This window comes from Paenibacillus sp. MER TA 81-3, assembly GCF_023713585.1.
Taxonomy (GTDB): domain Bacteria; phylum Bacillota; class Bacilli; order Paenibacillales; family Paenibacillaceae; genus Paenibacillus_B; species Paenibacillus_B profundus.
The window spans coordinates 155,371-179,285 of sequence record NZ_JAMAWB010000009.1 but is presented as its reverse complement, the minus strand read 5'-3'; the positions used below and the strand labels follow the sequence as shown (position 1 = coordinate 179,285).

The following is a 23,915-nucleotide window of genomic DNA, read 5'->3' as shown; positions in this document are numbered from 1 at the left end:
AGCTGGAATAAACTGAAAAGGAGGAATTTAGAATGGTTAAGTTATTACATGCCTCAAAGATTAAAACAATTTTGTGTATAACATTAATTATTTCTATACTGATGATGGTTAATGGAGGATTAGCGGAAGGCACTGTTAATAGTTATAATTATGTTCCTAATGTAAAAGTGCAAATGAAAGATATTCGTAGTTTAGGCGAGTATGCTGAAAATCATTACGAGGAATTTTTTATAGTCGAAGATGATAGAGTTACAGAAAAAATTATTAACGATATTTCCAATGATAGCGAGGCTGTATCTTTTTCTGGTATGGATAAAAAATTGACAAGAGAAAGTTATAAGGGATCATTTTTTTCAGGGGAAATTCAAAAACGATATAAAGTTTATACTGTTGGCTTCGAATCAATTGATTCCAATGGTAATGGTTGGTTTGTAATGATTATTTATGATACAGACAGGAAATTATTGATCGATGCATATAGATTAACTATTGCTAATAACGAACATGTTGAAGTTATCCACAGAAATAGTGGCACAAAGGTTAATTCCACAGTAAAAGAATTAATTGAATTGCAAAACAGCAAGAATCGAGGTCTACAAGAAACAACAATAAGTAAACTATATTCATCGGAAACTGAAATGGAAAATAAATTAAATAATGATAATGATTCATATTCTAGTAGTAGTAGTAAACAAGAATGCGAATGGAGTTCAATAGTAGCATGTACCCTTTCAGGTGTAGCGTTTGGTTTGGTGGGCGGTTTAGTATGCTCAGTTGCTACAAAATTAGTTTGTGATAATTGTGCATGTAACTAGTAGGTGAAAAATGAAAATTAAACATGTGAGTTTTCTCAAAACTCTTTTTATTTCAGCTGGTATTGCAGGCCTTGTGATATTTGGCTTCGAATTTTTTCTTATTCTCTTCAGAAAAAAAACGCTTGATTACTACTATATGATACTAGGTTTGGTATTTACTCTAATATTTATTATTGGACTAGTATTAAAGTATATAATCAAGAATAGCAACAAGACGATGCGGAAATAATAGTGCAGGCTGCCTATCAACATAAAAATATTTATTATATGGAAGAGCATGAACTGATTTTTCTAGCAAAAGTGCTAGAACAAATTTATTCCACCGCGGATTGATGGACGGGTGCCATCTCTTCGCGGTTTTGTTTTCTCCACAGTTACGAATATGTGTTGATTATTCAAATTGTGTCATATATAATAGTCTGATTATGTGTTTTTAAAGAGATAAGGAGTCTTATGTAATATGAAACAGACTTATACGTTGAAGCAGAAGTTGATTCAACTGCTATATATTTTGCTGCCTATTTTTGTGACGCAGGTGGCCATGCAGCTGATGACGTTTTTCGATACGGTCATGTCAGGCAATTATAGCACGACCGATCTTGCTGGGGTTGCGATTGCAACGAGCATTTGGGCGCCGGTCTATACCGGATTAAGCGGAATTTTTCTGGCAGTAACGCCGATTGTCGCACAGCATCTCGGAGCTGGTCGCAAAGATTCTATCGCGCCTAACGTCACGCAAGCTGGATATTTATCGATATTGGTCGGATTCGGTGTCATTATTATCGGTTATTTCACACTTGAACCACTCTTGGCGGCGATGAAGCTGGAGCCTGAGGTTCATCGCGTCGCCAAGCAGTATTTGGCAGCGTTGGCCATTGGAATCGTTCCTTCCTTCGTATACACCGTTCTGCGTGCAAGCATAGACGGGTTGGGACTCACGCGTGTGACGATGTTTATCACACTGCTCTCCTTCCCGATTAACGTGCTGTTGAATTACTTGTTTATATTTGGACGTCTCGGATTCCCGCAGTTGGGTGGAGTCGGAGCGGGTCTCGCTACAGCGATTACATATATCATCATTACGATCATCGCCATCGTGTTTCTGCGCCGCAGCGATATGATGCGGACGATGGGAATCCTTCGTCAGTGGGGAGGCGTGTCGCTCTCCCGTTGGAAAGAAGTGCTTCGCATCGGGATGCCCATTGGTCTGTCCATATTTTTTGAAGTGAGCATCTTCGCCGCGGTGACCTTATTCATGAGTAAATATGACACGGCAACGATTGCGGCGCATCAATCCGCTTTGAACTTCTCATCGCTTCTATATATGCTGCCGCTCAGCATTGCGATGTCGTTGACGATTATGGTCGGATTCGAAGTTGGGGCTAAGAGATTTGCGGATGCCAAAATCTATGCAAGAATCGGTATGTTCTCGGCGATGGGACTCTCCTCGTTGTGCGCCTTCTTCCTGTTTTTGTTCCACAGTGAAGTGGCTGGTCTGTACACGCTGGATCCGCATGTACGGGAGATTACGGAGTCGTTTCTTATTTTTGCGATATTCTTCCAACTGTCCGATGCGATTGCCGCTCCGGTCCAGGGAACGCTGCGAGGTTATAAAGATGTGACTGCCGTATCCATTATCGCGTTTGGCTCTTACTGGGTAATCGGCCTTCCGCTAGGATACGTACTAGCGAACTGGACATCGCTAGAAGCTTACGGATACTGGATTGGTCTCATTAGCGGTTTGGCTGTTGGCGCGATTGCATTGTTCTCCCGTCTGGCAATTATCGAGCGGCGGATGCGCAGCGAACAAGCCAAGGCTTAGCATATTTGAATAATGTCATTATAATGATTTTTACCATCCGAATCGGCCGTGCCGTGTTCAGCATATGACACGCATGCCGATCCTGGGTGGTTTTTTAGTGTGCGAAACGCCTGAGACATGCGGGTATCGTTGTTACTTTAATAACTGTATTTCAGCACCTCCTCTACGTCGTCCATTTGCAATATCAACTGCTCTATATCCGTTCCATGTCGGGCGGCAATCCCGGCCAGATTAATTCCTATATGTGCCGCCGTGCTTGTCAGCTGTGTCAGATCGCCAAGGAGCACGGAGACAGAAGGGAACTCTCCGAAATCTTCAACTTCCATTTTTTCAAACGGTCCAGAGACGGGGACGAACAGTGTCCGGGTCCAATCCAACTCTCGGGGCTCTGGTCTAATTATTAGCTGCAGCGGGCGGACGTTATCATTATAAAAGTCGTAGAAGGCTCTAATAAGCAAAATTGCCGTCTTCCTTTCGGGTAAGTTAATAAAAAAAGGGGAGGGATATCAATCCTCTCCCCGAGAGCCTCGAGTCAACATTAAAGCTTGATGTCGATATTGCCTCCCAAGTTTGGCTGCACACTTTGTTCCATCATTTTAATGATGTCTTGACCAATCTGGCTAGCTTGATCATTTGACATCTTGAGCACACGGATGCTGACTTCCTGAGACAGCCTGTTTTGATTCATGACAGTGGATATTGCTGCTATGTCCATGATGTACATACACCTCCTTGCAGTTTATATCGGCAAAAGATTGTTCAATCATAAATGAAGAATGAGGGTCCGAACATAGTCCGGCCTAGATTGAGATAAAGCTTCGAACGGTGAACGTTTAGAAGTTTATTTGTTGTACAATGATAAGGCTATTATCCATGAAAAAGAGGTTTCTGCCGATGGTGAGAAAACTGATAATTGAACTATTTGAATGGTCGCCTACCGCACATATCGATCCGTTTCATACGCACGATCATCTGGAAATCGGATATTGTCTGTCTGGTACCGGAACATTTTATTTTGGGAATAAGACGTATTCGGTCCACAAGAATGATGTTTTTGTCGTCAACAATTTAGAATGGCACGCCGCATCATCCAATCCTGACAACCCGAGCAATTATTTGTTCATTTACTTCGATGCGATGATCATCGAGCAGGTCGATCCAGAACTGCTGCTGCCCTTCGTGTATTGGCCCAAGCGTTTTGATAATCGTGTATCTGGCCGTCTGCCCGTCGCCCGCCAGATTGGCGAGCTATTCCAAGAGATGTGGGACGAGTATCGGAATAAGGAGCGCGGTTTTCAGGGAATCATTCATAGCAAAATACTGGAAATATGCGCACTGCTCCTGCGCCATTATGACAGTCAGACCTCTTTGCGGGAAGGAAATCAAGCGCTGATGTCATATTACCGACTCAAGCCGGTGCTCGATTATATGAAGGAGCATTTTCGAGAACCGATTACATTGGAGAGCGTCGCTTCCATGTTATCGTTAAGTCCGTCGCGGGCACGACATTTATTTGCCGAAAAGCTCGGAGGAGGCTTTAAGCAGTACTTGCTGCAGCTGCGTGTTAACGAGGCCAAAAGGCTGTTGGTGAGCACCGAAATGCCGATTATCGACGTCATGCACCATTGCGGCTTTCAAAGTCACGCCCCCTTCTATAGAGCGTTTAAATTGATCGTCGGGATGGCCCCGCAGCAATATCGGGAGCTTGGCGCAAAAATAGCCCTTTTTAAGAATCGATAAACGAAAAATAGGAAGAAACAAGAATTGAAAACCCTTACAATAGGGGGAGATAATTGTTAACAAATTGGGTTCTTAGTGAGTGGAGACAGAAATGGGGGACACAGCATGGCAGGTTGGGATTCGTTGTTCGTGTTAGTGCGTGACGAGATCAAGCAGCGCGCAGAAGAAGGCGCCGATGTTTCCGGATTTGAAGAAAGATTGCAAGCCGCTTCGGAGAATGAGATGGAGTTAATGTCCATCTATCAGGATCTGGGTAATCTGGAAATATCCCCAGAGTTCCCGTATTCGGAGCCGAACGGCTTGAGAGAAATCCGTGCCGAGCGGCCAAGCGGACCGCGCAAGCTGCAGATGAATGGGAGCGAAGAAGAGCTGCGTGATAAATTCTACGGTGCCTGGCTCGGGCGTTCTGTGGGCTGCGCGCTCGGAAAACCGCTCGAAAGCATGCATTTTCTGGAAGGACTGGGCGATAATCCGGGCTGGAAAAATGTGCAGCTATGGTTTGAAGGCGCGGATGCTTGGCCGATTCGCAGTTATACGCCGGGACATTCGCGGGCGAAAGAGGAGCTTGGACTGGAACTGGCACCGTATGGCGAACAAAGCCAGCTTGAAAACATCCGGTACATGGAAAGCGATGACGATGTCCGTTACACGGTACTCGGTCTTGTCATGCTGGAGGAAAAAGGAGCGGATTGGGACAGCTGGGATATCGGCAAGCTGTGGCACCAAAAATTGACGTACGGGCAGATGTGCACGGCGGAAACGCAAGCTTATCTCAATTTCGCCAGAGTAACCCATCATTTGGAGAAGCAAAGACCGGATGATTGGCACACGAAGCTCGATTGGGTGCGCAACTATTTGAACCCTTATCGCGAGTGGATCGGGGCGCAGATCCGGGTGGACGGATTCGCATACGGCGCAGCCGGCAATCCAGAGCTTGCCGCTGAGTTCGCTTGGCGGGACGCTTCATTCTCCCATGTGAAGAACGGCATCTACGGAGAGATGTTCGTCGGCGCAATGATCGCCGCTTCGTTCGTTGAATCGGATGCCGAGCGCATTATCGAAATCGGGCTCAGCGAAATTCCGGATAACTGCCGGTTGGCGCATGCCGTACGCAATGCGGTACAGATCGCAAAAACGGCGAAGAGCCAACTGGAGATGGTGGAGCGTATCTGGGAATCGTATAAAAATTATAATCCGGTTCACACGATTAATAATGCAGCTCTATGCGCCGCCTCACTCGTCTATGCTCAAGGCGACTTCGAACGCGCGATTACGACCGCGGTATTGGGTTGGGATACCGACTGCAATGGCGCAACTGTCGGCTCCATCATGGGGGCGATCCTCGGAGCGAGCCAATTGCCGGAGAGCTGGACTTCGAAGCTTAACGATACCTTATATGCAGAGATCAACGGATTCCATCCGATATCCATTTCAGAATGCGCCAGTCGCAGTTACGAGGTGTTTCAAAACATTAGAAATGCATAGAACTTAAGGGGAGATCATGATGAAAAGGGCTACGAAATTTTTTGCTGTGTTATTAGTCAGCTGCAGTATGATCGCCGCAACTGCTTGCGGCAGCGCCGATAAGGGGACGGGAAGCGCCAACCAAGGTCAAACCGGCGACAAGCAGGGTGTCAAGGAAATTACATGGTACCTTCATACGCAGTATGGGAAAGAATATTTTGAGAATGACGTGATTAAACCGTTCGAAGAACAACATCCCGACATTAAAATCAATGTAACGTACAACGCCGACCCGGAACAAATTACGAAATCGCAGCTTGCTGCAGGGGCGGGGCCCGATATTATTACGACGGACGGAACGACGACGCTGCGGCAGTTCGCTAAGGCGGGATATTTGGTGGAATTAGACGAATACAGCAAGAAATACGGATGGGATCAACGCTTTATTCCGTGGGCTTACCCGCCAGTTACGGTAGGAGACAAGCTGATTGGTTTGCCGGGGAAATATGAGACGGAACTCGTCTATTACAACAAAAAAATGTTCGCGGACAACGGATGGGACATTCCGAAAAGTTATGATGAACTGGTGGCCCTTAGCAAAAAAATGACCGAAAAAGGAATTATTCCGTTCGCATTCGGCGCATCCGACTATAGAGGGGCCAACGAGTGGTGGCTGTCAATGGCATATAATGCCACATTAGGACCGGAAAAATTGAAAAAGGTGCTTTCTGGCGAGCTTCCTTGGAATGGACCGGAATCGACAGAAGCCGTTCAAAAGCTGGTGGACTTGTGGAAAAGCGGATATATTAATGATAAAAAATCGCATGCAATTACCGGCGAAGATGCAACGACACTCTTCCTATCCGGGAAAGCGGCCATGAAAATGGAAGGCAGCTGGTTGTTGAACACCCTAAGCAGCAAAGCAGGCGACATGGATTGGGGAATCTTCCCGATGCCATCTTGGAAGGAAGGCGTTGAGACCAACCTGCCGTTAGCTCTCGGTATCGCATATGGCATTAATGCGAATTCCAAAAATCCAGATGCTGTCGCAGAGTTTTTGAATTATGTGACACAGGCTGACGTTGCGGCGAAAGGTATTGTCGCCATGGGCCTTCAGCCGATTAAAGATTTGGACTTAGGGGCTATACCGAATTTGGACAAACACTACAAAGAGGTGTCCGACCTGCTTGCCGATTATGGCAACCGCAATGCCACCGGTTATTTATCATGGACGTTCTGGCCAGCACAGACGAGAGTGTTTTCCTACGATAATCTGGAAGCGGTGTTCTTGGATGGCATGGACATAAAATCGTATATGGACAAAATGGAAGCGACGTACCAAGAGGATAAGCAAAGCGGTAAAGTATTTGAATTCGCAAAATGAACACCTGTTGGGAACGCCTGCTCCTAACACTCTGAAAGAGGAGTGTAACTCCTCTTTACTTTCTTTTTAGGGGTGCGTGCATATGGCTGATATGGTTTCATTGTCTTCGAAGCCGAGACCCGGTAACAGGCGGAAACGAAAGGCGCTATTGCCTTGGTTGTACGTTCTGCCCGCTCTGCTGTTGACCGGGTTTGTGATTGCAATTCCGACCGTAGGGACGCTCTATATTTCCTTGACTAATTGGGATGGAATTCGTCCGCCGGAGTTTATAGGACTACAAAATTTCGCGACTCTCATTCAGGACGTTCAGTTCTATAAAGCGTTGAAGAACAATTTGATCTGGCTGTTGTTGTTTTGTACGATACCGGTCTCGTTCAGCTTGATAGTCGCCGTTCTGCTCTCGCGTGTAAGGCGTGGGCAAATGTTCTACAGGGTCACGTTCTTTTTGCCGTATATTTGCTCCACCGTTGTTACGGCCAAAATATGGAGTTGGATTTACAATCCCTTCTTCGGGATTAACAAAGTGCTCGAAGGTTGGGGATTTACGAATCTCCCGTTGTGGCTCGGCGATCCGGACAAGGCGCTATTTTCTGTTGCCTTTGTTGACGGTTGGCGTTATTGGGGGTTTCTGCTCATTTTATTTTTGACGGGCTTTCATCAGACTGACCGCAGCCTGGAGGAAGCGGCCATGATTGACGGCGCGGGCAAGATCAGAATCTTCTGGAGCGTCATTATTCCGCAGCTGCGCCCGACCTTGCTGCTCATTATGATGATGACGATGATTTGGTCGTTTGCCGCATTTGATTACGTCTATGTGATGACCGGTGGAGGGCCGGGCAATGCGACGGAATTGATTGCAACATATATGTATAAGGAAGCGCTGCAAAATCAGGCGCCGGGATACGCCAGCTCCATCGCCCTGGCCTTAGCCTTGTTTAGCGGTATTGTTATCGCGGTATTCGGATATTTAAGAAAGAGAGGATGGGAGATCTAATGGGAGCGCGTTTGTTTACTTCGTTATCGCGTCATTTCTTTCTGATTCTTGTCCTTCTGTTTGCGATCGGGCCGATCGCGTTGCTGTTTATTAATGCGGTCAAGCCGCCGGAGGAGTTTCAGGTAAGCCCGTTCTCCCTTCCTGCGCATTTTACCTTGGAGAACATTACGGCGGCATGGAATATGGGGGAATACGGTAGGGCCTATTTAAACAGTATCTTGGTAGGATGCTCGACCGTTGCCATTATTTGCATTGCCGGGGGATTATGCGCATATGCGCTTGCGAAAATGGATTTCAAAGGAAAAGGGGGCATCTTGGCGTTTCTATTCCTATGCGTGTCCGTCCCGTTGGGCATGTTTTTGGTGCCGCTGTTCTATATGTGGCAGAAGCTGCATTTGATGAATACGCTGACGGGCTTGATCATTATTTACAGCGCCATTTTCCTGCCGCTCAATATCTTCATCCTGCGTACGTTTTTTCTCGGAATACCGAAGGAATTAAGCGAAAGCGCAAGAATCGATGGGTGCAACGAATGGATGATTTTGATGAAAATCATCGTTCCGATTGCCAAGCCTGCCTTCCTGACCGTTGCGCTGCTCGCAGGCCTATATACTTGGAACGAGTTCTTCTTCGCCAACGCCTTTGTGCAGACGGAAGCGCTCAAGCCCGTCTCCACGAAATACTTGACGTTCGTCGGCAATTTCAGCTCGGATTGGAGTAAGATATCGGCCGCGGGCCTTATCTCCATTTTGCCGTTTACGGTCATTTATATGTTTTTGCAGAGAAGATTTATCGAAGGCGTAGCAGAAGGCAGTTTAAAGGGATAATGGATCGGGAGTAAGAAAAAGGAAGAAATTCGCGAATCTTTATGTTACACTGTAAATACAATAGAATAATAGACTCGGAACAGAAGGCCATCGGAATCGCAATTTCGGTGGCCTTTCGAGCATCATGGCGCTGTATGACAATCCGAGCGAGCAAAAATAGTGAAAGCGGGGCGGATGAAATGAAGGGGAAGTCGGTTATCATTACGGGCGGTTCCAGCGGTATGGGCAAGGCAATGGCTGCGCGTATGGCACAGAAGGGCGCGTGGGTCGTCATTACAGGACGATCGGCAGAGAAGCTGGAGGCGGCAAAAAGCGAAATAGAAACATTCGCAGGCCAGGTGCTTACTGTCCAAATGGATGTGCGCCAGCCTGAAGATGTGCAGCGCATGGTGGAGGAAGCCGTGGCTGTCTTTGGGCGAATCGATGCGCTGGTGAACAATGCGGCAGGCAATTTTCTATGTCCAGCAGAGGATTTGTCAATAAACGGCTGGAATGCGGTCGTCAACATTGTGTTGAACGGTACGTTCTATTGCAGCCAAGCGGTCGGAAAGTATTGGATTGCCGAGGGCATTCCGGGCAGCATCATTAACATGGTGGCCACGTATGCGTGGGATGCCGGACCGGGAGTTATTCACTCGGCGAGCGCCAAAGCGGGGGTGCTTGCCATGACGCGCACGCTTGCGGTGGAATGGGGACGCCGCTATGGCATCCGAGTCAACGCCATCGCACCTGGCTTAATCGAGCGTACCGGCGGCGCAGATAAGCTCATTTCTTCCGAAGAAGCCGGACAACGCATGCTTGACAGCGTTCCGCTCGGACGATTGGGCACACCGGAAGAGATTGCGGGGCTTGCTGCTTTTTTGCTCTCGACGGATGCAGCGTATATGAACGGCGCGTGCTTGACGTTGGATGGAGGGCAATCGCTGCACCAAACGTTTATATAACTGGCTGATACCGGTTATTACAAACGTGCTTACGGATACAAATGGCCATCTTCAGGGGCGCTATATTCCCGGCATTTAATCCCGCACCAGGTCAATATGATTTCAATGCCAGACCTGATCAGGTGTGGGTCATGCAGCAGGCCAAGGCCAGAGGAGTTCATAAGCTGAATACAACCAGGATTAATCAATATATTCAAAGATACGAACACCTATCAGCTGACGAAGAGATATTATGCATTCGGAAATTTCAGCAGACAGCCTCAACATGGAGCAGGGGACCTGCTATTCCTTCGAACAGTGGAAAGTTTCGGGCTGTAATAGCGCCCAAGAGCGTAGTAACCTATGTCGGACAAAATGGTTGATATAGCAACCTGGAAAATCGAATATACTTTCATGCTGCTGAAGCAGGGCGATTATGCGACGACGTCCTGCTTTTTTTCGTACGAAAGAGAAAGAAATTGAATGGCCCAAATGTTTTTGAAATAAAGCGAGGAAACCTTTGGAATAATAATATATTTTAGTGTAGTTACAAGCTGGCAAAGGATTGAATTTCGTCAGCTTGTTTTTTATGTCAAATATCTTGCTTCTTCGCAGAAAAATGTGTATGCTACGATAAGAGCCTATATTTAGTGTCTGTTCAAGAGGGTACATACTAAATATGGATTATTTAACTGAATATCATAGAGTAAATAAGGTGTCGAGTTCGACTTAATAGGGAATCCGGTGCAATTCCGGAGCTGTCCCCGCAACTGTAAGTGTGGACGAGATGGGCATTGCCACTGTATTATGGATCTCTGAGAGTCACTGATATGGGAAGGGCCCACAGTAGGATGACACACAAGTCAGGAGACCTGCCTATTTACTTGGTTTCGCATCTTCGGGGGATGAGAAGTGGAAACGACACGCTGCAGAGTGCTTGGTGAAGCAACAAGCGCTGTATTTTTTTTTTGTCGTTTTAAGCTCATCTACCAGATTAGGTGGGCTTTTTCTATGGAAAAAATCACAGAATCATGTTTGCAATGCTTCTAGCAATGGAGGGTCACTGATGCGTATCGTGTTTGACTCAAAGACCGGAAACGTGAAGCGCTTCGTCAATAAGCTTGATCTGGAATGCATTCAAGTCGCAGATGGGCTGACTGTCGAAGAACCATTCGTCTTAATTACATATTCGACTGGATTCGGACAAGCGCCTCAATCGACTTTGAAATTTTTGGAGAATAATGGCGACATGCTGCAAGGGGTGGTCTCCAGTGGTAATATGAATTGGGGCGAACTTTATGGAAGGGCAGCGGACCGTATTTCCGAAATGTACTCAGTTCCCGTATTAATGAAATTCGAACTGAGCGGTACCAATAAAGATGTGGAGCGTTTTAAACAGGAGGTAAACGAAATTGTCGATGCAACTATCAAATTGGATTCAGCTTAACAATGAAATTATGGTGTTAAAAGATGGAAAGTATCAGTTTGAAAAAGACCGTGAGGCGGCTAGAAGTTATTTTGTCGATTATGTGAATCAAAACACGGTCTTCTTTCACGATTTGAGAGAAAAAATCGATTATCTCATTGAGCATGACTACTACGAACAGGAGCTGTTCGATAAATATAGTTTTGCTGAAGTCAAGAAGTTGTACGAGATGGTGTATCAGAAGAAGTTCAGATTTCCTTCGTTTATGAGCGCTTTTAAGTTCTACAACAACTACGCTATGAAGACGAATGACGGAACGAAGTTTTTGGAGCGGTACGAAGATCGCATTGCGGTCGTCTCCCTCTTCTTGGGCAATGGTGACATGAAGAAGGCGATGGAATACGCGGAGCTCTTCATTTCGCAGGAATACCAGCCAGCAACGCCGACCTTCCTGAATGCAGGGAAGAAGCGGCGCGGTGAATTGGTAAGCTGCTTCTTGCTGGAGATCGACGATTCGATGAACTCGATCGGATTCGCCATTAATTCTGCCTTGCAATTAAGTAAAATTGGCGGCGGCGTAAGCTTGAGCTTGAGCAAAATCCGCGCAGCTGACGAACAGATCAAAGGTTTGGACGGCAAAGCGAGCGGTGTGCTGCCGGTAATGAAATTGTTTGAAGATTGCTTCTCCTATGCGAATCAATTGGGTCAGCGCGATGGCAGCGGGGTCGTTTACTTAAACATTTTCCATGCCGACATTCATGAGTTTTTGGATACGAAAAAGATTAACAGCGATGAGAAAATTCGTATCAAAACGCTGTCGCTTGGCGTCGTAGCCCCTAATAAATTTTTCGAATTGGTAGAGAAAGATAAAGATATGTATCTCTTCTACCCACATACGGTATATAAAGAGTACGGCATGCATATGGACGATATGGATATCACAGCCATGTATGATGAGCTCGTCAACAACCCGAATGTCCGCAAAAAACGAGTTGTTGCCCGAGACCTTATCATTAAAATTGCACAAATCCAGATGGAATCCGGTTACCCATACCTGATGTTTGTCGATAACGCCAATGAATATCATGCGCTGAAAGAAATTGGGCGTGTTAAATTTTCCAACCTGTGCAGTGAGATCGCGCAGTTAAGTGAAGTATCCTCGATCAATGATTACGGTGAAGAGGATGTAATCAATCGCGATATTTCTTGTAACCTGGGCTCACTTAACATCGTTAACGTGATGCAGAACAAACGGATGAAAGAGACGGTTCATCGTTCGATGGATGCGCTAACCGAAGTGAGCGACCGCAGCGACATTTCGATTGTCCCTTCTGTAGCGAAGGCGAACCGCGAACTTCATTCCGTTGGGCTCGGGGCAATGAACCTGCACGGCTTTCTCGCATTGAACAAAATTGCATATGAATCCAAGGAAGCTATCGATTTTGTGCGCACCTTCTTCATGATGCTCAACTTCTACTCGCTGGAGCGCTCGATGCTGATTGCGAAGGAGCGGGGCGAGACGTTCAAAGATTTCGAAAAGAGTGAATATGCGAACGGAGCTTATTTCGAGCGCTACATGAATACCGATTATTCGCCGCGGACGGAAAAGGTGGCTGCCTTGTTCGAAGGCATGGACATCCCGACTCATGAAGATTGGGTGCGGCTGAAGGAGCAAGTGGCTCAATACGGCGTCTACCATGCCTACCGCTTGGCGATTGCGCCGACCGGCTCGATATCTTACCTTCAATCGTCAACCGCTTCGATCGCGCCAATTACGCAAAAGATCGAGGAACGTGAGTACGGGGATTCCAAAACGATATATCCGATGCCGTTCTTGAATGAGGACAACTTCTTCTACTACAAAGAAGCTTATGATATGGATATGTTCAACCTGATCGATCTGGTTGCTGAAGTGCAAGTTCATATCGATCAAGCGATTTCGACTATCTTATACGTCAAAGATGATTTGACGACGAGAGATTTGGCGATGTATTACATTTATGCCCAGAAGAAAGGGCTAAAGACACTCTATTATACACGTACGAGAAAAAGAACGATCGACGAATGCGTAAGCTGCGTCGTATAAGCACGGAAAAGATGCATAGATGTGCATCATATCTGATGATCAACGTTGATTGTGCCAGTGGTGTCGTTAGAAGGAGGATATATTGATGAATAAGTTTGAAGCGGTGAATTGGAATGCTCCGGAAGCAGACTATACCGAGCTCCTGTGGACCCAGAACACCTCCCAGTTCTGGTTAGATACCGAGATTCCGATTTCGAAAGACTTGAAATCTTGGACTAAGCTAAGTCATAACGAAAAGTTGACTTTTATGAGAGTATTAGGCGGATTGACGCTGCTGGATACGGAACAAGGCAACGTCGGCATGCCTATGATTGCGCAGCATGTGGCAGACAAACAGAAGAAGGCAATCCTTATTTTCCAAGCGGCCATGGAAGAGATCCACGCCAAAAGCTACAGCACGATCTTTACGACGGTAGCTAGCTCGGAGATGATTAACGATACGTTCGAATGGGTGAAAGAAGATAAACATTTACAATATAAAACATCCAGAATCGACTCGTATTACAAAAATATACAAGACGGTGGAAATCTGAGCCTCTATCAAGCAATGGTAGCTTCTGTATTTCTGGAAAGCTTCTTGTTCTATTCGGGATTCTTCTATCCGTTATATTTGGCAGGCCAAGGAAAAATGGTCGCGAGCGGAGAGATTATTAAACTCATTGTTCGAGATGAGAGCGTACATGGCGTCTTCGTCGGATTGCTTGCGCAGGAAGCATTCCAGCAATTGAACGGTGCAGAGCAAGAAGCAGCTTCTCGCTTTGTGCAGGACTTATTGAATGACCTCTACAAGAATGAACTCGAGTATACGGAGAAGCTCTACGATCCGATCGGATTGACTCATGAGGTCAAGAAGTACATCCGTTACAATGCGAACAAAGCTTTGATGAACCTTGGACTCGAGCCTGTATTCGAAGAGGAAGAGGTCAATCCCGTCGTTCTGAACGGAATCAGAACCCAGACGACGACGCACGATTTCTTCTCCACGAAAGGGCAAGGATATCAGAAGGGCAAGGTCGAGCCTTTGCATGATGAAGATTTTGAGCTCTTGAATCGCCGTGTGTTAGAGTCGAATAAGCTTGGAATCTAGTAATATAGCAAGTACAAAAATCCTCCCTCATGTGGAGGATTTTTTTGTTGCGGCGCACCTATACAAGCGGGGATGGATCCAGTACAATGTCCATGTAAGTAAATCCCATTTGATAGAGGCTTCACTTATGGAATTGTATGACGATTGTTTTGTATAATAGGTAGTAGATTTGTGTAGATTAACCAATAGGGAGGATACATGCTATATGAAATTCAGTGAGTATCAATATGAAAGACCCGATATTAAAATTATTGAACAGCGTTTTAAAGAGTTATTGAGTGCCTTCAATGCGGCGGACAGCTTAGAAGAGCAGGATCGCGCCATGGCCGCTATCAATAAGCTGCGCAGCGAAATCGATACCCAAGGCCAAATTGTCGGCATTCGCCATTCCGTAGACACGACGGATGCGTTCTATAAGGCGGAGCAGGATTATGTGGACGAGGTCGGTCCGATCATCCAAGAATACATAACAGACTATTACCGCGCATTGGTCAACTCGAAGTTCAGAACGGAGTTGGAAGGCAAGTGGGGCAGTCAATTGTTTGCTTTGGCGGAGCTGTCCTTGAAGACGTTCCATCCTGACGTTATCGAAGATTTACAGCTGGAGAACAAACTTGCGACGGAATATTCCCAGCTTATCGCTTCCGCGAAAATTCAATTCGAAGGTGAAGAGCGGACATTATCGCAGTTGACGCCATTCGAGCTGTCTACCGATCGGGAGTTGAGACAGCGGGCTGCCGAAGCTAGATATCAGTTCATGACAGAGCATGAAGCGTCATTCGATCGCATTTACGACGATCTAGTAAAGGTCCGCACGAAGATCGCGAAGAAGCTTGGCTATAACAATTTCGTGGAGCTTGCTTATGACCGGATGAACCGTACCGACTATAACGCTGCAATGGTCGCCAACTTCCGCGATCAGGTGTTGGAGCAGATCGTTCCCGTCGCCACGAAGCTGAAGGATCGCCAGCGCAACCGGATCGGTGTCGACGAACTGCGTTATTTCGATGAAGGCTTCAGCTTCAAGACAGGAAATGCGACACCAAAAGGAGACCCGGATTGGATTCTCCAAAATGGCGCGAAAATGTATGCTGAGTTATCTCCGGAAATGAACGAGTTCTTTACCTTCATGGTGGATAACGAGCTGATGGATTTGGTCAGCAAGAAAGGCAAGCAGAGCGGGGGCTACTGCACGTATTTGAGCGAACACGGAGCGCCGTTCATTTTCTCGAACTTCAACGGCACCTCCGGCGACATTGACGTATTGACTCATGAAGCGGGTCATGCGTTCCAAGTGTACGAGAGCAGACACTTTGAAGTGCCGGAGTATAACTGGCCTACTTATGAAGCGGCGGAGATTCACTCCATGAGCATGGAATTTTTCACTTGGCCGTGGATGGATTTGTTCTTCAAGGAAGACACGGATAAATACCGGTTTGCTCATTTGGCATCTGCTCTGACCTTTATTCCTTACGGTGTCAGCGTGGATGAATTCCAGCACTTCGTATATGAGAACCCGGAAGCGACTCCGGCGGAACGCAAGACCGCTTGGCGCAATATCGAGAAGAAGTATTTGCCGCACCGGAATTACGAAGGCAACGACTATTTAGAGCGTGGCAGCTTCTGGCAGAAGCAGGGCCACATTTTCCAATCGCCATTCTATTATATCGATTACACGTTAGCCCAACTGTGCGCATTCCAGTTCTGGAAGCGGATGAACGAGGATTGGAAGCCAGCGTGGACCGACTACCTGAAATTGTGCCAGGCTGGAGGCAGCCAATCCTTTACCGGCTTAGTGAAGCTGGCTGGCTTGACTTCTCCGTTCGAGAACGGCTGCGTGGCGTCCGTCATCGGCGACATCGAGGCGTGGTTGAACGGGGTAGACGACACGGTATTGTAAGATTGAAAATAGCAATCCCAGCAAGGTCGCCTGCGTGAGAACGTATGCGACCTTTTTTCTGCATAACTGCTGCATAAGCCGCCCCCCTCGACACACCGCACCTAATTTTTCTGAACAATCACGTTCGAGATCATTCTATGCATTCCAGTGTCTAGCTTCACTCTCCCCATGGCGCCTTGCTCAGAAGATCAGAGGGCTGCTGTACACAATACAGCATCTAGCCCCAATCTCCCTCTAACTCAGGTACAAACCAATATCGGAAAATGACTTTATTTCGCAGCCTATATTTATGGTGCTTCACGTTCACCATTTTTCTTATATAGGTATAAGAAAACGCATGATATTAAAATCTGCGCGTCGTCGGAACGCTATAAGAAGATGGAATGGGTAATTATGGGATGCGTATGATATAATATATCCAATTTGCATAAAGGCGGTGTTCAGCCATGCTGGTAGTGAAAAACTTCGTACTGGTCGTGCTTAATTTAATCGGAGAGTTGTGGGTCAGTCCATTTCGGAAAAATGCTTTCTATGATCAATATACCCGGAATATGAGCAAGATTGGATATATCGTATTTGTCACATTGTCTTCTGCTGTGGTCATTGCAGCCGTACTATGGCTATACAACAGGATATATGGAATTCAATCTTAACGCGACACAAGATTTAGCCGAATTTTTAACACTAGCGCATCCCCGAGTGGATGTGCTTTCTTTTCGATTCGATAGAAGGAACTTTTCTCATGAATGGAGAATTGGTATGATTGCGAGGCCGAAGCCCTGCCTCACCAAAATTACTAGATGCAAAGGTATGATAATGATGAATCTGAATAGCGACGTTATGGATGCAATCGTGACATGCTTGAAATCGTGTTTGACAGCGGAAGATTTTTTGTGGGACAAGCTCCTGTTTCATAGTGAAATTACGACAAACAGCCTGAGCACTGCCGTGCGCATCCAACGAAAAGATGGGAGTCTCTTGGGCAATTGGCAGTTGCCTGAAGAGCAGGAAGAGCTGTTATATGAACATTTGGAGGCGCTGCAGGAAGATATCCGCAATCAAACTTGGGATGAATTCGTCATCCTGCTGACTTCGGCCAACGAAGTGCAAGTTGATTACTATTACAAAGAGAAGACGTTCCTGTACAGTTCCGAGAAAACCGATTATTTCGAGTATAAATATCTCGGAATACCGCTGGATCCGACAATACAGGCGTTGATTGACAATCCTAATGCGAAAGACGTCACACGCACAAAAGTGTACCACAGAGAGAACTCAGAAGCCTATCTAAGGCTGTATGCTGAGTTGTCAGAGCTGTCATTCGTGCAATTATGGAGTCTGTACATGCAGCCGATAAAAGATCACCGCGCAGTGCTATACAACAATCTTCGAGCAGGGTGCCGCTCCTCACGGCTGGAACAATTGGAAGCCATCATAGGTTTCGAGCTTCCGCAAGACTTCAAAGCGTTGTATGCCATGAATGACGGGGAAAACGACAAGGAAGATTCAGGCATATTTTATGGTTTGAATTTCATGCCGTTGCAAGAGGTGGAGCGGGAATGGAGAATCTGGACCGACCTGTTGGACAGTATGGATGAAGGGGAGATTCTGCAGTGCAGCCGTAATTGTATTTCTTATCCCGAGCAGGCGATCAAGGACATCTATGCAGACAAGCGGTGGATCCCGTTCATTAACGATTTCGGCGGCAACTTTATCGGCATGGACCTTGATCCGGATACACATGGAACGGAGGGTCAAATAATTAACTTCGGCAGAGATGAAGACGAGAAGATCGTTATCGCTGACAGCTTGAAGGATTTTATCATTTTGCTCATTTATCTGCAGCGAACCGAGAAAATCAATAAAGAGTCGTATGCGCTTGGTGTCGAATATGGACATTTTACAGATTGGCTGAAGAGCAAGTACCTTGTCCCGATTGATAAAAATCGTCATTACATCTAGCAGGCAGTTTCGAGCGGATTGCTGACCGGGAGCAAGCTATCTATCGAGCCATTCAGCTTGCGAATCCGCAGGATATCGTTTTGATTACCGGTAAAGGCTGTGAAACGTATCAAATTGGGCGCGAGGGCACGATCCATTTCGATGATCGCGAAATAGTGGGGAAGGCGTTGGCTTTCGCTCTGAGACAAGAGCGTCATACGGGGGCATCAAGATGAGCCGCCCGTATGACAGCCCCGGTAAAGCCAGACTGTATGATTATAATGATGATTGCGTAATCGTCATCCCGGCTTCAGGAACGAATTCAATCCGATATTCCCGTTCCTTGTCTGCAATGGTTACAGCCGAGAACCCGGGTTGCCCCTGCTCTTGCTGGATCAGTCGAATCCCGCCTCTGTCAAGCTGCCACTCATATGCGGCTTCACCGATCGGAACAGGCGCCGATAAATGATACACCTGCCGGTACTGCTGCGCCGAAGCAGACAGATTAGCGGCGCTTACTTCGATTCCGCTCAACCGGAACGGACTGTCCCATGCCCTAGATTGTTCATATTCGATCAGCCAAGGCATATCATATCCGAGAAACGCCGTACCGAACTGGATGTGCAATCCATCCGATAAAGGCGCCTGCTGCATAAATGGCCCGATATACGGGACGCCCCGTTCCTTCGCGTCATCGATAAAGCTGGCCAGTCCGCCGCTCACTTCCAGCGCTACACCGAATATTCCTTCCTGCCTCTCCGCAAATTCGGCAAAGCCTGTGCCAAGTTCGGTATTTCGCAGCTTGTCCGAATCCTCCTCCGCAATGACCTCCAGGAATCCTTTTCCTAAGTATGCGACTTGCCCTCTCGCACCAGGAATAGCTTCGACAGGAGCGGAGAACCGGACTCCGGTCTCTTTCGTCAATTTGTGTACGGACTGCGAACGTAACATGATCCAGCATCAACATTTGTTTGCTCCCTCTCTTTCCAATCGGTTCGTACTGCCGCATCTCTTCCCAATGTGCGATGATATGGTTGATATCCCTTTCCGCCGTCTCCAGCAGCTGTTTCTGGCGGCGTATTTCAAGCAGCTTGCTTTCATAGAAGGCTATGGCATCCTCTGCACATGACGGATTCCCGTTTCCGGGAAAACCGGCACAATTATGAAATAGATGGGCTAATTCTTCCGTATGGACACCCAATTGCAAATAAAATTGAATTTTTCTCACTCGTTCGACGTCTTCCACTTCATATTCCCTATAGCCACTCTCCGTACGCGTGGGAGAGAGCAGCTCTTTTTCTTCGTAATAACGCAAGGAGCGAATACTGACTCCAGTTAGACGTGATAGGTCGCTGATGCGCATCTGTTATAACCCCTTTCACGGGCCCGGTAATGTCATGTTAAAGTATAACATCATGTGAGAGTCAAGCACGAGTTGGACGATTCCTCATGGTCAGACAGAAATAGAGTTAAAGCGTTTACATAATTAGTAGTTTATGCCTATAGTCAAAATAGGGCTTGTTCCCTTACATTAGTGGAGTAGTCATCTATTCCCATTTTAAGGAGGCATGAATGATGTTGAGTCGCAGTTATCCGTATTCTGGAAAGTTTTTGCGGCGTATGAGCGCGCTCTTGTTAGGAACCTCGCTGCTTGTTGCGCCGCTCGGAGCGGCGGTCGGAGCTGAAGAGGCACCTCTGGCGCAAAGAAGCGAGGTAAGCGCGGACCAATTAGGCGCCGCCGCTTCGGCAGCTGAGACATGGTCTGCAGAGAAGGCCTACACGGCCGGTACGATTGTGACTTACAATGGCAAGCAATACCGCGCGAAATGGTGGACACAGAACGACGTTCCGGATAAGCCGGGAGCTGATCCGTGGGAAACGCCGTGGGAGCTTATCGGCGATGATCCAGGCAATCCCGGCGGAGGAGAAACGGATACAGAAGCGCCAACGGCTCCATCTGGCCTCCAAGCATTGTCCAAAAGTTCAAACGCTATAACATTGAGTTGGGAAGCCGCGACAGATAATATTGGCATCGCAAAGTATGACGTATATCGGAACGGAACCTTCCTCGTTTCGGTCACGGCTCTGTCTTATACGGACAGCGGATTGCAAGCGGATACATCATACACATACACCGTAAAGGCATACGATGCAGCCGGCAACGGCACGGCTAGCGCGGAGCTGATAGTACGAACCGATGTTGCCGGAACCGATCTGGGGGTCGGCCAGAGTCGAATTCTGACGGACGCGCAAATTGCATCGTTATGGCAAGGCATCGATCCGCAGTATGCTCCGGACAAAGCGGCACAAGCCGTGCAAGCCGCGTTGTCGAAAGCGCAATTCGAAGAGCTGTTCCCATTGCGTATCGGATCGCCGGAGTGGCATCAGGTTGCGAACGGTAAAGACTACTACCGTGCGGATCAAACCGATTATTACTCCTATGACAATTTAATAGCAGCTGTGCGCGATGTAGCAAATATCAAGTATAAAATTGAAACGCGGGAAGGTTCGGCGTGGCTGCAGCGGATTAGCCGTCTGGACAAAGCGCAGAAGAAGGAAACGCTCCTGCTGGAAACGGCAGGCTTCAACGACGACTGGGCGGCCGCGAAGCCGATTCAGACCCGGATTGTCGACTTTGGCTCGTTCCTGAAGGAAGGAGCAGACAAGGACAAAAAGCGCGAGCTTGCGGCTTTCTTGGCCAATATTGCTCATGAAACGGGCGGAGGCTGGGCGACCGCTCCGGGAGGAGAGCTGCGATGGGCCCTCTATTGGAATGAAGAAGTCAGCTATATCGGGGGCAATGGCGGCATTGGGTATGTAGACGGGGCGAACAAGGACTTTCCTCCGGTGTCCGGCAAATCATATCACGGACGCGGGCCGATTCAATTAAGCTGGAATTATAATTATGGATTATTCAGTTCGATTATTTACGGGGATAAGCAAGTGCTGCTCAACGATCCGGAACGTATCACGGCAGATGGGAAGCTCGGCTTCATGACGGCGATCTTATTCTGGATGACGCCGCAGGCGCCGAAGCCATCCTGTCACGATGTGATGGTAGGCAACTGGGTGCCTTCGGCTGAGGAGATCGCCAAAGGCTTGAACCCGCCGGGCTTCGGGGTGACGATTATGGTCATCAACGGAGGACAGGAAGGCAACCTCGGCGAGAGCGACGTTCGCATCGCTCGCAGAGCGGGCCACTATCGTGACATAACGGCGAAGGAGGGCGTGGACATAACGGGCGAGAAGCTCGACACGCTTGGCATGCGGCCGTTCTAGCAGGTGAAATGCCTCTTCGACCGGAATCATTTCCGGTTGGAGAGGCTTTTTTAAGTGAGATGATACTCATATCATGGTAAAGTAAGAACATATTCAAACTTTGAACAGGAGGTCATCCACTATGATTAAAAGACGAATTACAGCAGAGGATTTGTATCGATTTACTTGGATCAGCGATCCAGCTGTCCGTCCTGCCGGCGGCACCATTGCATATGTTTCTAAGACTGTAAAAGAAGACAAAAGCGGGTACCGCTCACGCATCTTGCTGACGGATTGGAATGGTAGCGCAACACGGGAGTTTACGCGCGGCGAACAGGATGCGGCGCCTGCTTGGTCACCGGACGGCTCCAAGCTGGCTTTCCTCCGCAAGGACGGACAAAAGAACCAAGTATGGTTCATTGATGCGGAGGGTGGAGAAGCGTACGCCGTCACGAAGGCTGAAGAGGGAGTCAGCGCCTTTGCTTGGTCGCCAGACGGACAATCCCTTCTGTATACGTCAAAAGCGGATCCGGACAAGCAGGCGAAAGGCGATGATGCAACAGCCGAACAGGATGACTTGCCGAAGCCAGGAAAACAAGCGATCGTCGTGGATCGGACGAAGTCCAAAGCCGACGGTTCAGGCTTGTGGGATAGTAAGAGAGTGCATCTGTTCGTGCACGATATTGAAAGCACGCAAGACACAGCGATAACGTCCGGTGATTTTGACGTTATCGATTTTACCTGGTCGCCGAATGGCGATGAGATCGTTTTTGCAGCCAAAATTCCGACAGATGCCTCAGTTGATGCAGACTTGGTATTAACGAACGATCTGTTCATCGCAGGACGCAGCGGGGGAGAGTTCCGCAGGCTGACGAAGACCGCGATGTCCGTCAGCAAGCCGGTGTTCTCACCGGACGGCAGCAGCATCGCCTTTTTCGGCGACGAACGCTCGCATGGAAATGCAACGACGACACAAATTTATACCGCTGCGTATCCTGACGGCGAAATCAAGTGCTTAACTGGCAGGTTGGACCTGCACATGGGGAATGCAGCCGTCACAGATATGAAGATGGGGGCGTCCTCTGGACCGGTCTTCAGCCGGGACGGGCAATCCATCTATGCGCTCGTGACGACGGAAGGCAATGTCCATGTCGGTCGCTTCGGCGTGGACGGCAGCCATGAGATGCTGACGTCGGGTCCGCGGGAAATCATCCAGATCGCGTATGCCGGAAGCGGCAACGAACTCGTTCTGGTTGCAGCGGATACGCAGCGGCCGGGAGAACTGTACCGCTTGCATGCAGAGAGCAAGCAGGAAGTGCAATTAACGCGGAGCAATGCGGCACTCCTGGAGGAACTGGAGCTGAGCAAGCCCGAATCGTTCTGGTTCGAAGCGTCAGATGGCGGGAAGGTGCAAGGCTGGATTTTGCCTCCCGTCGGCTTGGAGACAGGGAAGAAGGCGGCCACCATCCTCGAAATACATGGCGGTCCGCACGCCATGTATGTGAACTCCTTCATGCACGAGTTCCAACTGCTTGCCGCTCAAGGCTATGCAGTCATCTACTGCAATCCGCGCGGCGGACATGGCTATGGCCAAGAGTTCGTCAATACGTGCCGTGGTGATTACGGCGGACGCGATTATTTGGACGTAATAGAATTGGTTGATTATGCCGTATCCCATTACAGCTATGTGGACGAGCAGCGCCTTGGCGTGACGGGCGGCAGCTACGGCGGATTCATGACCAACTGGATCGTGGGTCATACGAACCGGTTCAAGGCAGCCGTAACGCAGCGTTCCATCTGCAACTGGCTCTCATTCTACGGCGTAAGTGACATCGGGTATTTCTTCACTGAAGATCAGATCGGCGGCCAGCCGTGGGAAGAGCCGGAGAAGCTGTGGAAGCATTCCCCGCTTGCTTATGTGAAGCAAGTGGAGACGCCGCTGCTAATCTTGCACGGGGAAGAGGACTTGCGCTGCCCAATCGAGCAAGCGGAGCAGCTGTACGTCGCCTTAAAGCGTCTTGGCAAAAAGACGCAGCTCGTGCGGTTCCCGGGCGCGAATCATGATTTGTCACGCAGCGGTCATCCAGAACTGCGGGTGGAACGGTTAAACCGAATTGCCGGATGGATGAATGGAGTGTTCCAAGCGTAGCGGCCTCATTCTAATTAAAAGTTAACAACGAAACAAATGGAGGTGGAGGATATCTGCATCCGCTAGAGCGAGCTGGCGCTCGCTATTGAATCCGGTCAT

General features: G+C 48.0%; 19 protein-coding genes, 1 pseudogene and 1 riboswitch. Of the genes and pseudogenes, 16 read left to right on the top strand and 4 right to left on the bottom strand.

The genetic code is table 11. The features are described from left to right. The first annotated feature begins 32 nt into the window (after window positions 1–32). Both M3650_RS15020 and M3650_RS15015 read left to right on the top strand, forming a co-directional pair. Complete coding sequence (locus tag M3650_RS15020) at window positions 33–815, top strand: hypothetical protein (RefSeq protein WP_251575898.1); 783 nt, start codon at window positions 33–35, stop codon at window positions 813–815. Between the two features lie 460 nt (window positions 816–1,275). Beyond that, window positions 1,276–2,637 carry an MATE family efflux transporter gene (locus tag M3650_RS15015; RefSeq protein WP_251575896.1) on the top strand — a complete coding sequence of 454 codons (1,362 nt, stop codon included), beginning with the start codon at window positions 1,276–1,278 and terminating at the stop codon, window positions 2,635–2,637. Window positions 2,638–2,774: 137 nt separating this feature from the next. On the opposite strand, the gene M3650_RS15010 is transcribed toward M3650_RS15015, so the two are convergent. Then, a complete protein-coding gene (locus M3650_RS15010) occupies window positions 2,775–3,095 on the bottom strand; it encodes a hypothetical protein (protein WP_251575894.1) in 321 nt (106 codons plus the stop codon). 80 nt (window positions 3,096–3,175) lie between these two features. Beyond that, complete coding sequence (locus tag M3650_RS15005) at window positions 3,176–3,352, bottom strand: YjfB family protein (RefSeq protein ID WP_019423931.1); 177 nt, start codon at window positions 3,350–3,352, stop codon at window positions 3,176–3,178. Window positions 3,353–3,531: 179 nt separating this feature from the next. On the opposite strand from M3650_RS15005, the gene M3650_RS15000 reads away from it, so the two are divergent. From M3650_RS15000 to M3650_RS14945, 12 genes are all read left to right on the top strand, one after another. Continuing rightward, window positions 3,532–4,377 carry an AraC family transcriptional regulator gene (locus tag M3650_RS15000; protein WP_251575892.1) on the top strand — a complete coding sequence of 282 codons (846 nt, stop codon included), beginning with the start codon at window positions 3,532–3,534 and terminating at the stop codon, window positions 4,375–4,377. Window positions 4,378–4,482: 105 nt separating this feature from the next. Further along, complete coding sequence (locus tag M3650_RS14995; RefSeq protein WP_251575890.1) at window positions 4,483–5,862, top strand: ADP-ribosylglycohydrolase family protein; 1,380 nt, start codon at window positions 4,483–4,485, stop codon at window positions 5,860–5,862. Window positions 5,863–5,881: 19 nt separating this feature from the next. After that, window positions 5,882–7,225, top strand: a complete 1,344-nt coding sequence (locus tag M3650_RS14990; RefSeq protein WP_251575888.1) for an ABC transporter substrate-binding protein — start codon at window positions 5,882–5,884, stop codon at window positions 7,223–7,225. Between the two features lie 82 nt (window positions 7,226–7,307). Continuing rightward, on the top strand, window positions 7,308–8,219 hold the full coding sequence (locus M3650_RS14985) for a carbohydrate ABC transporter permease (RefSeq protein ID WP_251575886.1): 912 nt from the start codon (window positions 7,308–7,310) through the stop codon (window positions 8,217–8,219). Beyond that, a complete protein-coding gene (locus tag M3650_RS14980) occupies window positions 8,219–9,046 on the top strand; it encodes a carbohydrate ABC transporter permease (RefSeq protein ID WP_251575884.1) in 828 nt (275 codons plus the stop codon). The genes M3650_RS14985 and M3650_RS14980 overlap by 1 nt, the downstream gene beginning before the upstream one ends. A 179-nt stretch (window positions 9,047–9,225) precedes the next feature. Next, window positions 9,226–9,990 carry a 2,4-dienoyl-CoA reductase gene (gene fadH, locus M3650_RS14975; RefSeq protein ID WP_251576092.1) on the top strand — a complete coding sequence of 255 codons (765 nt, stop codon included), beginning with the start codon at window positions 9,226–9,228 and terminating at the stop codon, window positions 9,988–9,990. 674 nt (window positions 9,991–10,664) lie between these two features. After that, window positions 10,665–10,863: riboswitch (cobalamin riboswitch) on the top strand. 172 nt (window positions 10,864–11,035) lie between these two features. After that, window positions 11,036–11,416, top strand: coding sequence for a class Ib ribonucleoside-diphosphate reductase assembly flavoprotein NrdI (nrdI, locus tag M3650_RS14970; protein ID WP_019423940.1), 381 nt, complete (start codon window positions 11,036–11,038; stop codon window positions 11,414–11,416). Continuing rightward, on the top strand, window positions 11,388–13,481 hold the full coding sequence (gene nrdE / locus M3650_RS14965) for a class 1b ribonucleoside-diphosphate reductase subunit alpha (protein WP_036705410.1): 2,094 nt from the start codon (window positions 11,388–11,390) through the stop codon (window positions 13,479–13,481). The genes nrdI and nrdE overlap by 29 nt, the downstream gene beginning before the upstream one ends. 85 nt (window positions 13,482–13,566) lie before the next feature. Further along, window positions 13,567–14,568 (top strand): class 1b ribonucleoside-diphosphate reductase subunit beta, encoded by a 1,002-nt coding sequence (nrdF, locus tag M3650_RS14960; RefSeq protein ID WP_251575882.1) that lies wholly within the window; start codon window positions 13,567–13,569, stop codon window positions 14,566–14,568. Window positions 14,569–14,773: 205 nt separating this feature from the next. Then, window positions 14,774–16,468 (top strand): M3 family oligoendopeptidase, encoded by a 1,695-nt coding sequence (locus M3650_RS14955; RefSeq protein WP_251575880.1) that lies wholly within the window; start codon window positions 14,774–14,776, stop codon window positions 16,466–16,468. A gap of 446 nt (window positions 16,469–16,914) precedes the next feature. Continuing rightward, a complete protein-coding gene (locus M3650_RS14950) occupies window positions 16,915–17,121 on the top strand; it encodes a hypothetical protein (RefSeq protein WP_251575878.1) in 207 nt (68 codons plus the stop codon). A gap of 187 nt (window positions 17,122–17,308) precedes the next feature. Beyond that, window positions 17,309–18,430 (top strand): SMI1/KNR4 family protein, encoded by a 1,122-nt coding sequence (locus M3650_RS14945; RefSeq protein WP_251575877.1) that lies wholly within the window; start codon window positions 17,309–17,311, stop codon window positions 18,428–18,430. A 255-nt stretch (window positions 18,431–18,685) separates the two neighbouring features. Here the strand turns inward: M3650_RS14945 and M3650_RS14940 are convergent, their stop codons facing one another. Both M3650_RS14940 and M3650_RS14935 read right to left on the bottom strand, forming a co-directional pair. Beyond that, on the bottom strand, window positions 18,686–19,360 hold the full coding sequence (locus M3650_RS14940; protein ID WP_251576098.1) for a VOC family protein: 675 nt from the start codon (window positions 19,358–19,360) through the stop codon (window positions 18,686–18,688). Window positions 19,361–19,631: 271 nt separating this feature from the next. After that, window positions 19,632–19,772: pseudogene (locus tag M3650_RS14935) on the bottom strand (MerR family DNA-binding transcriptional regulator); the annotation flags it as partial. 212 nt (window positions 19,773–19,984) lie between these two features. Between M3650_RS14935 and M3650_RS14925 the strand changes: the two are divergent. After that, complete coding sequence (locus M3650_RS14925) at window positions 19,985–21,688, top strand: glycoside hydrolase family 19 protein (RefSeq protein WP_285848467.1); 1,704 nt, start codon at window positions 19,985–19,987, stop codon at window positions 21,686–21,688. A gap of 121 nt (window positions 21,689–21,809) precedes the next feature. Further along, a complete protein-coding gene (locus M3650_RS14920; protein WP_251575875.1) occupies window positions 21,810–23,816 on the top strand; it encodes an alpha/beta hydrolase family protein in 2,007 nt (668 codons plus the stop codon). Window positions 23,817–23,915 lie beyond the last annotated feature (99 nt).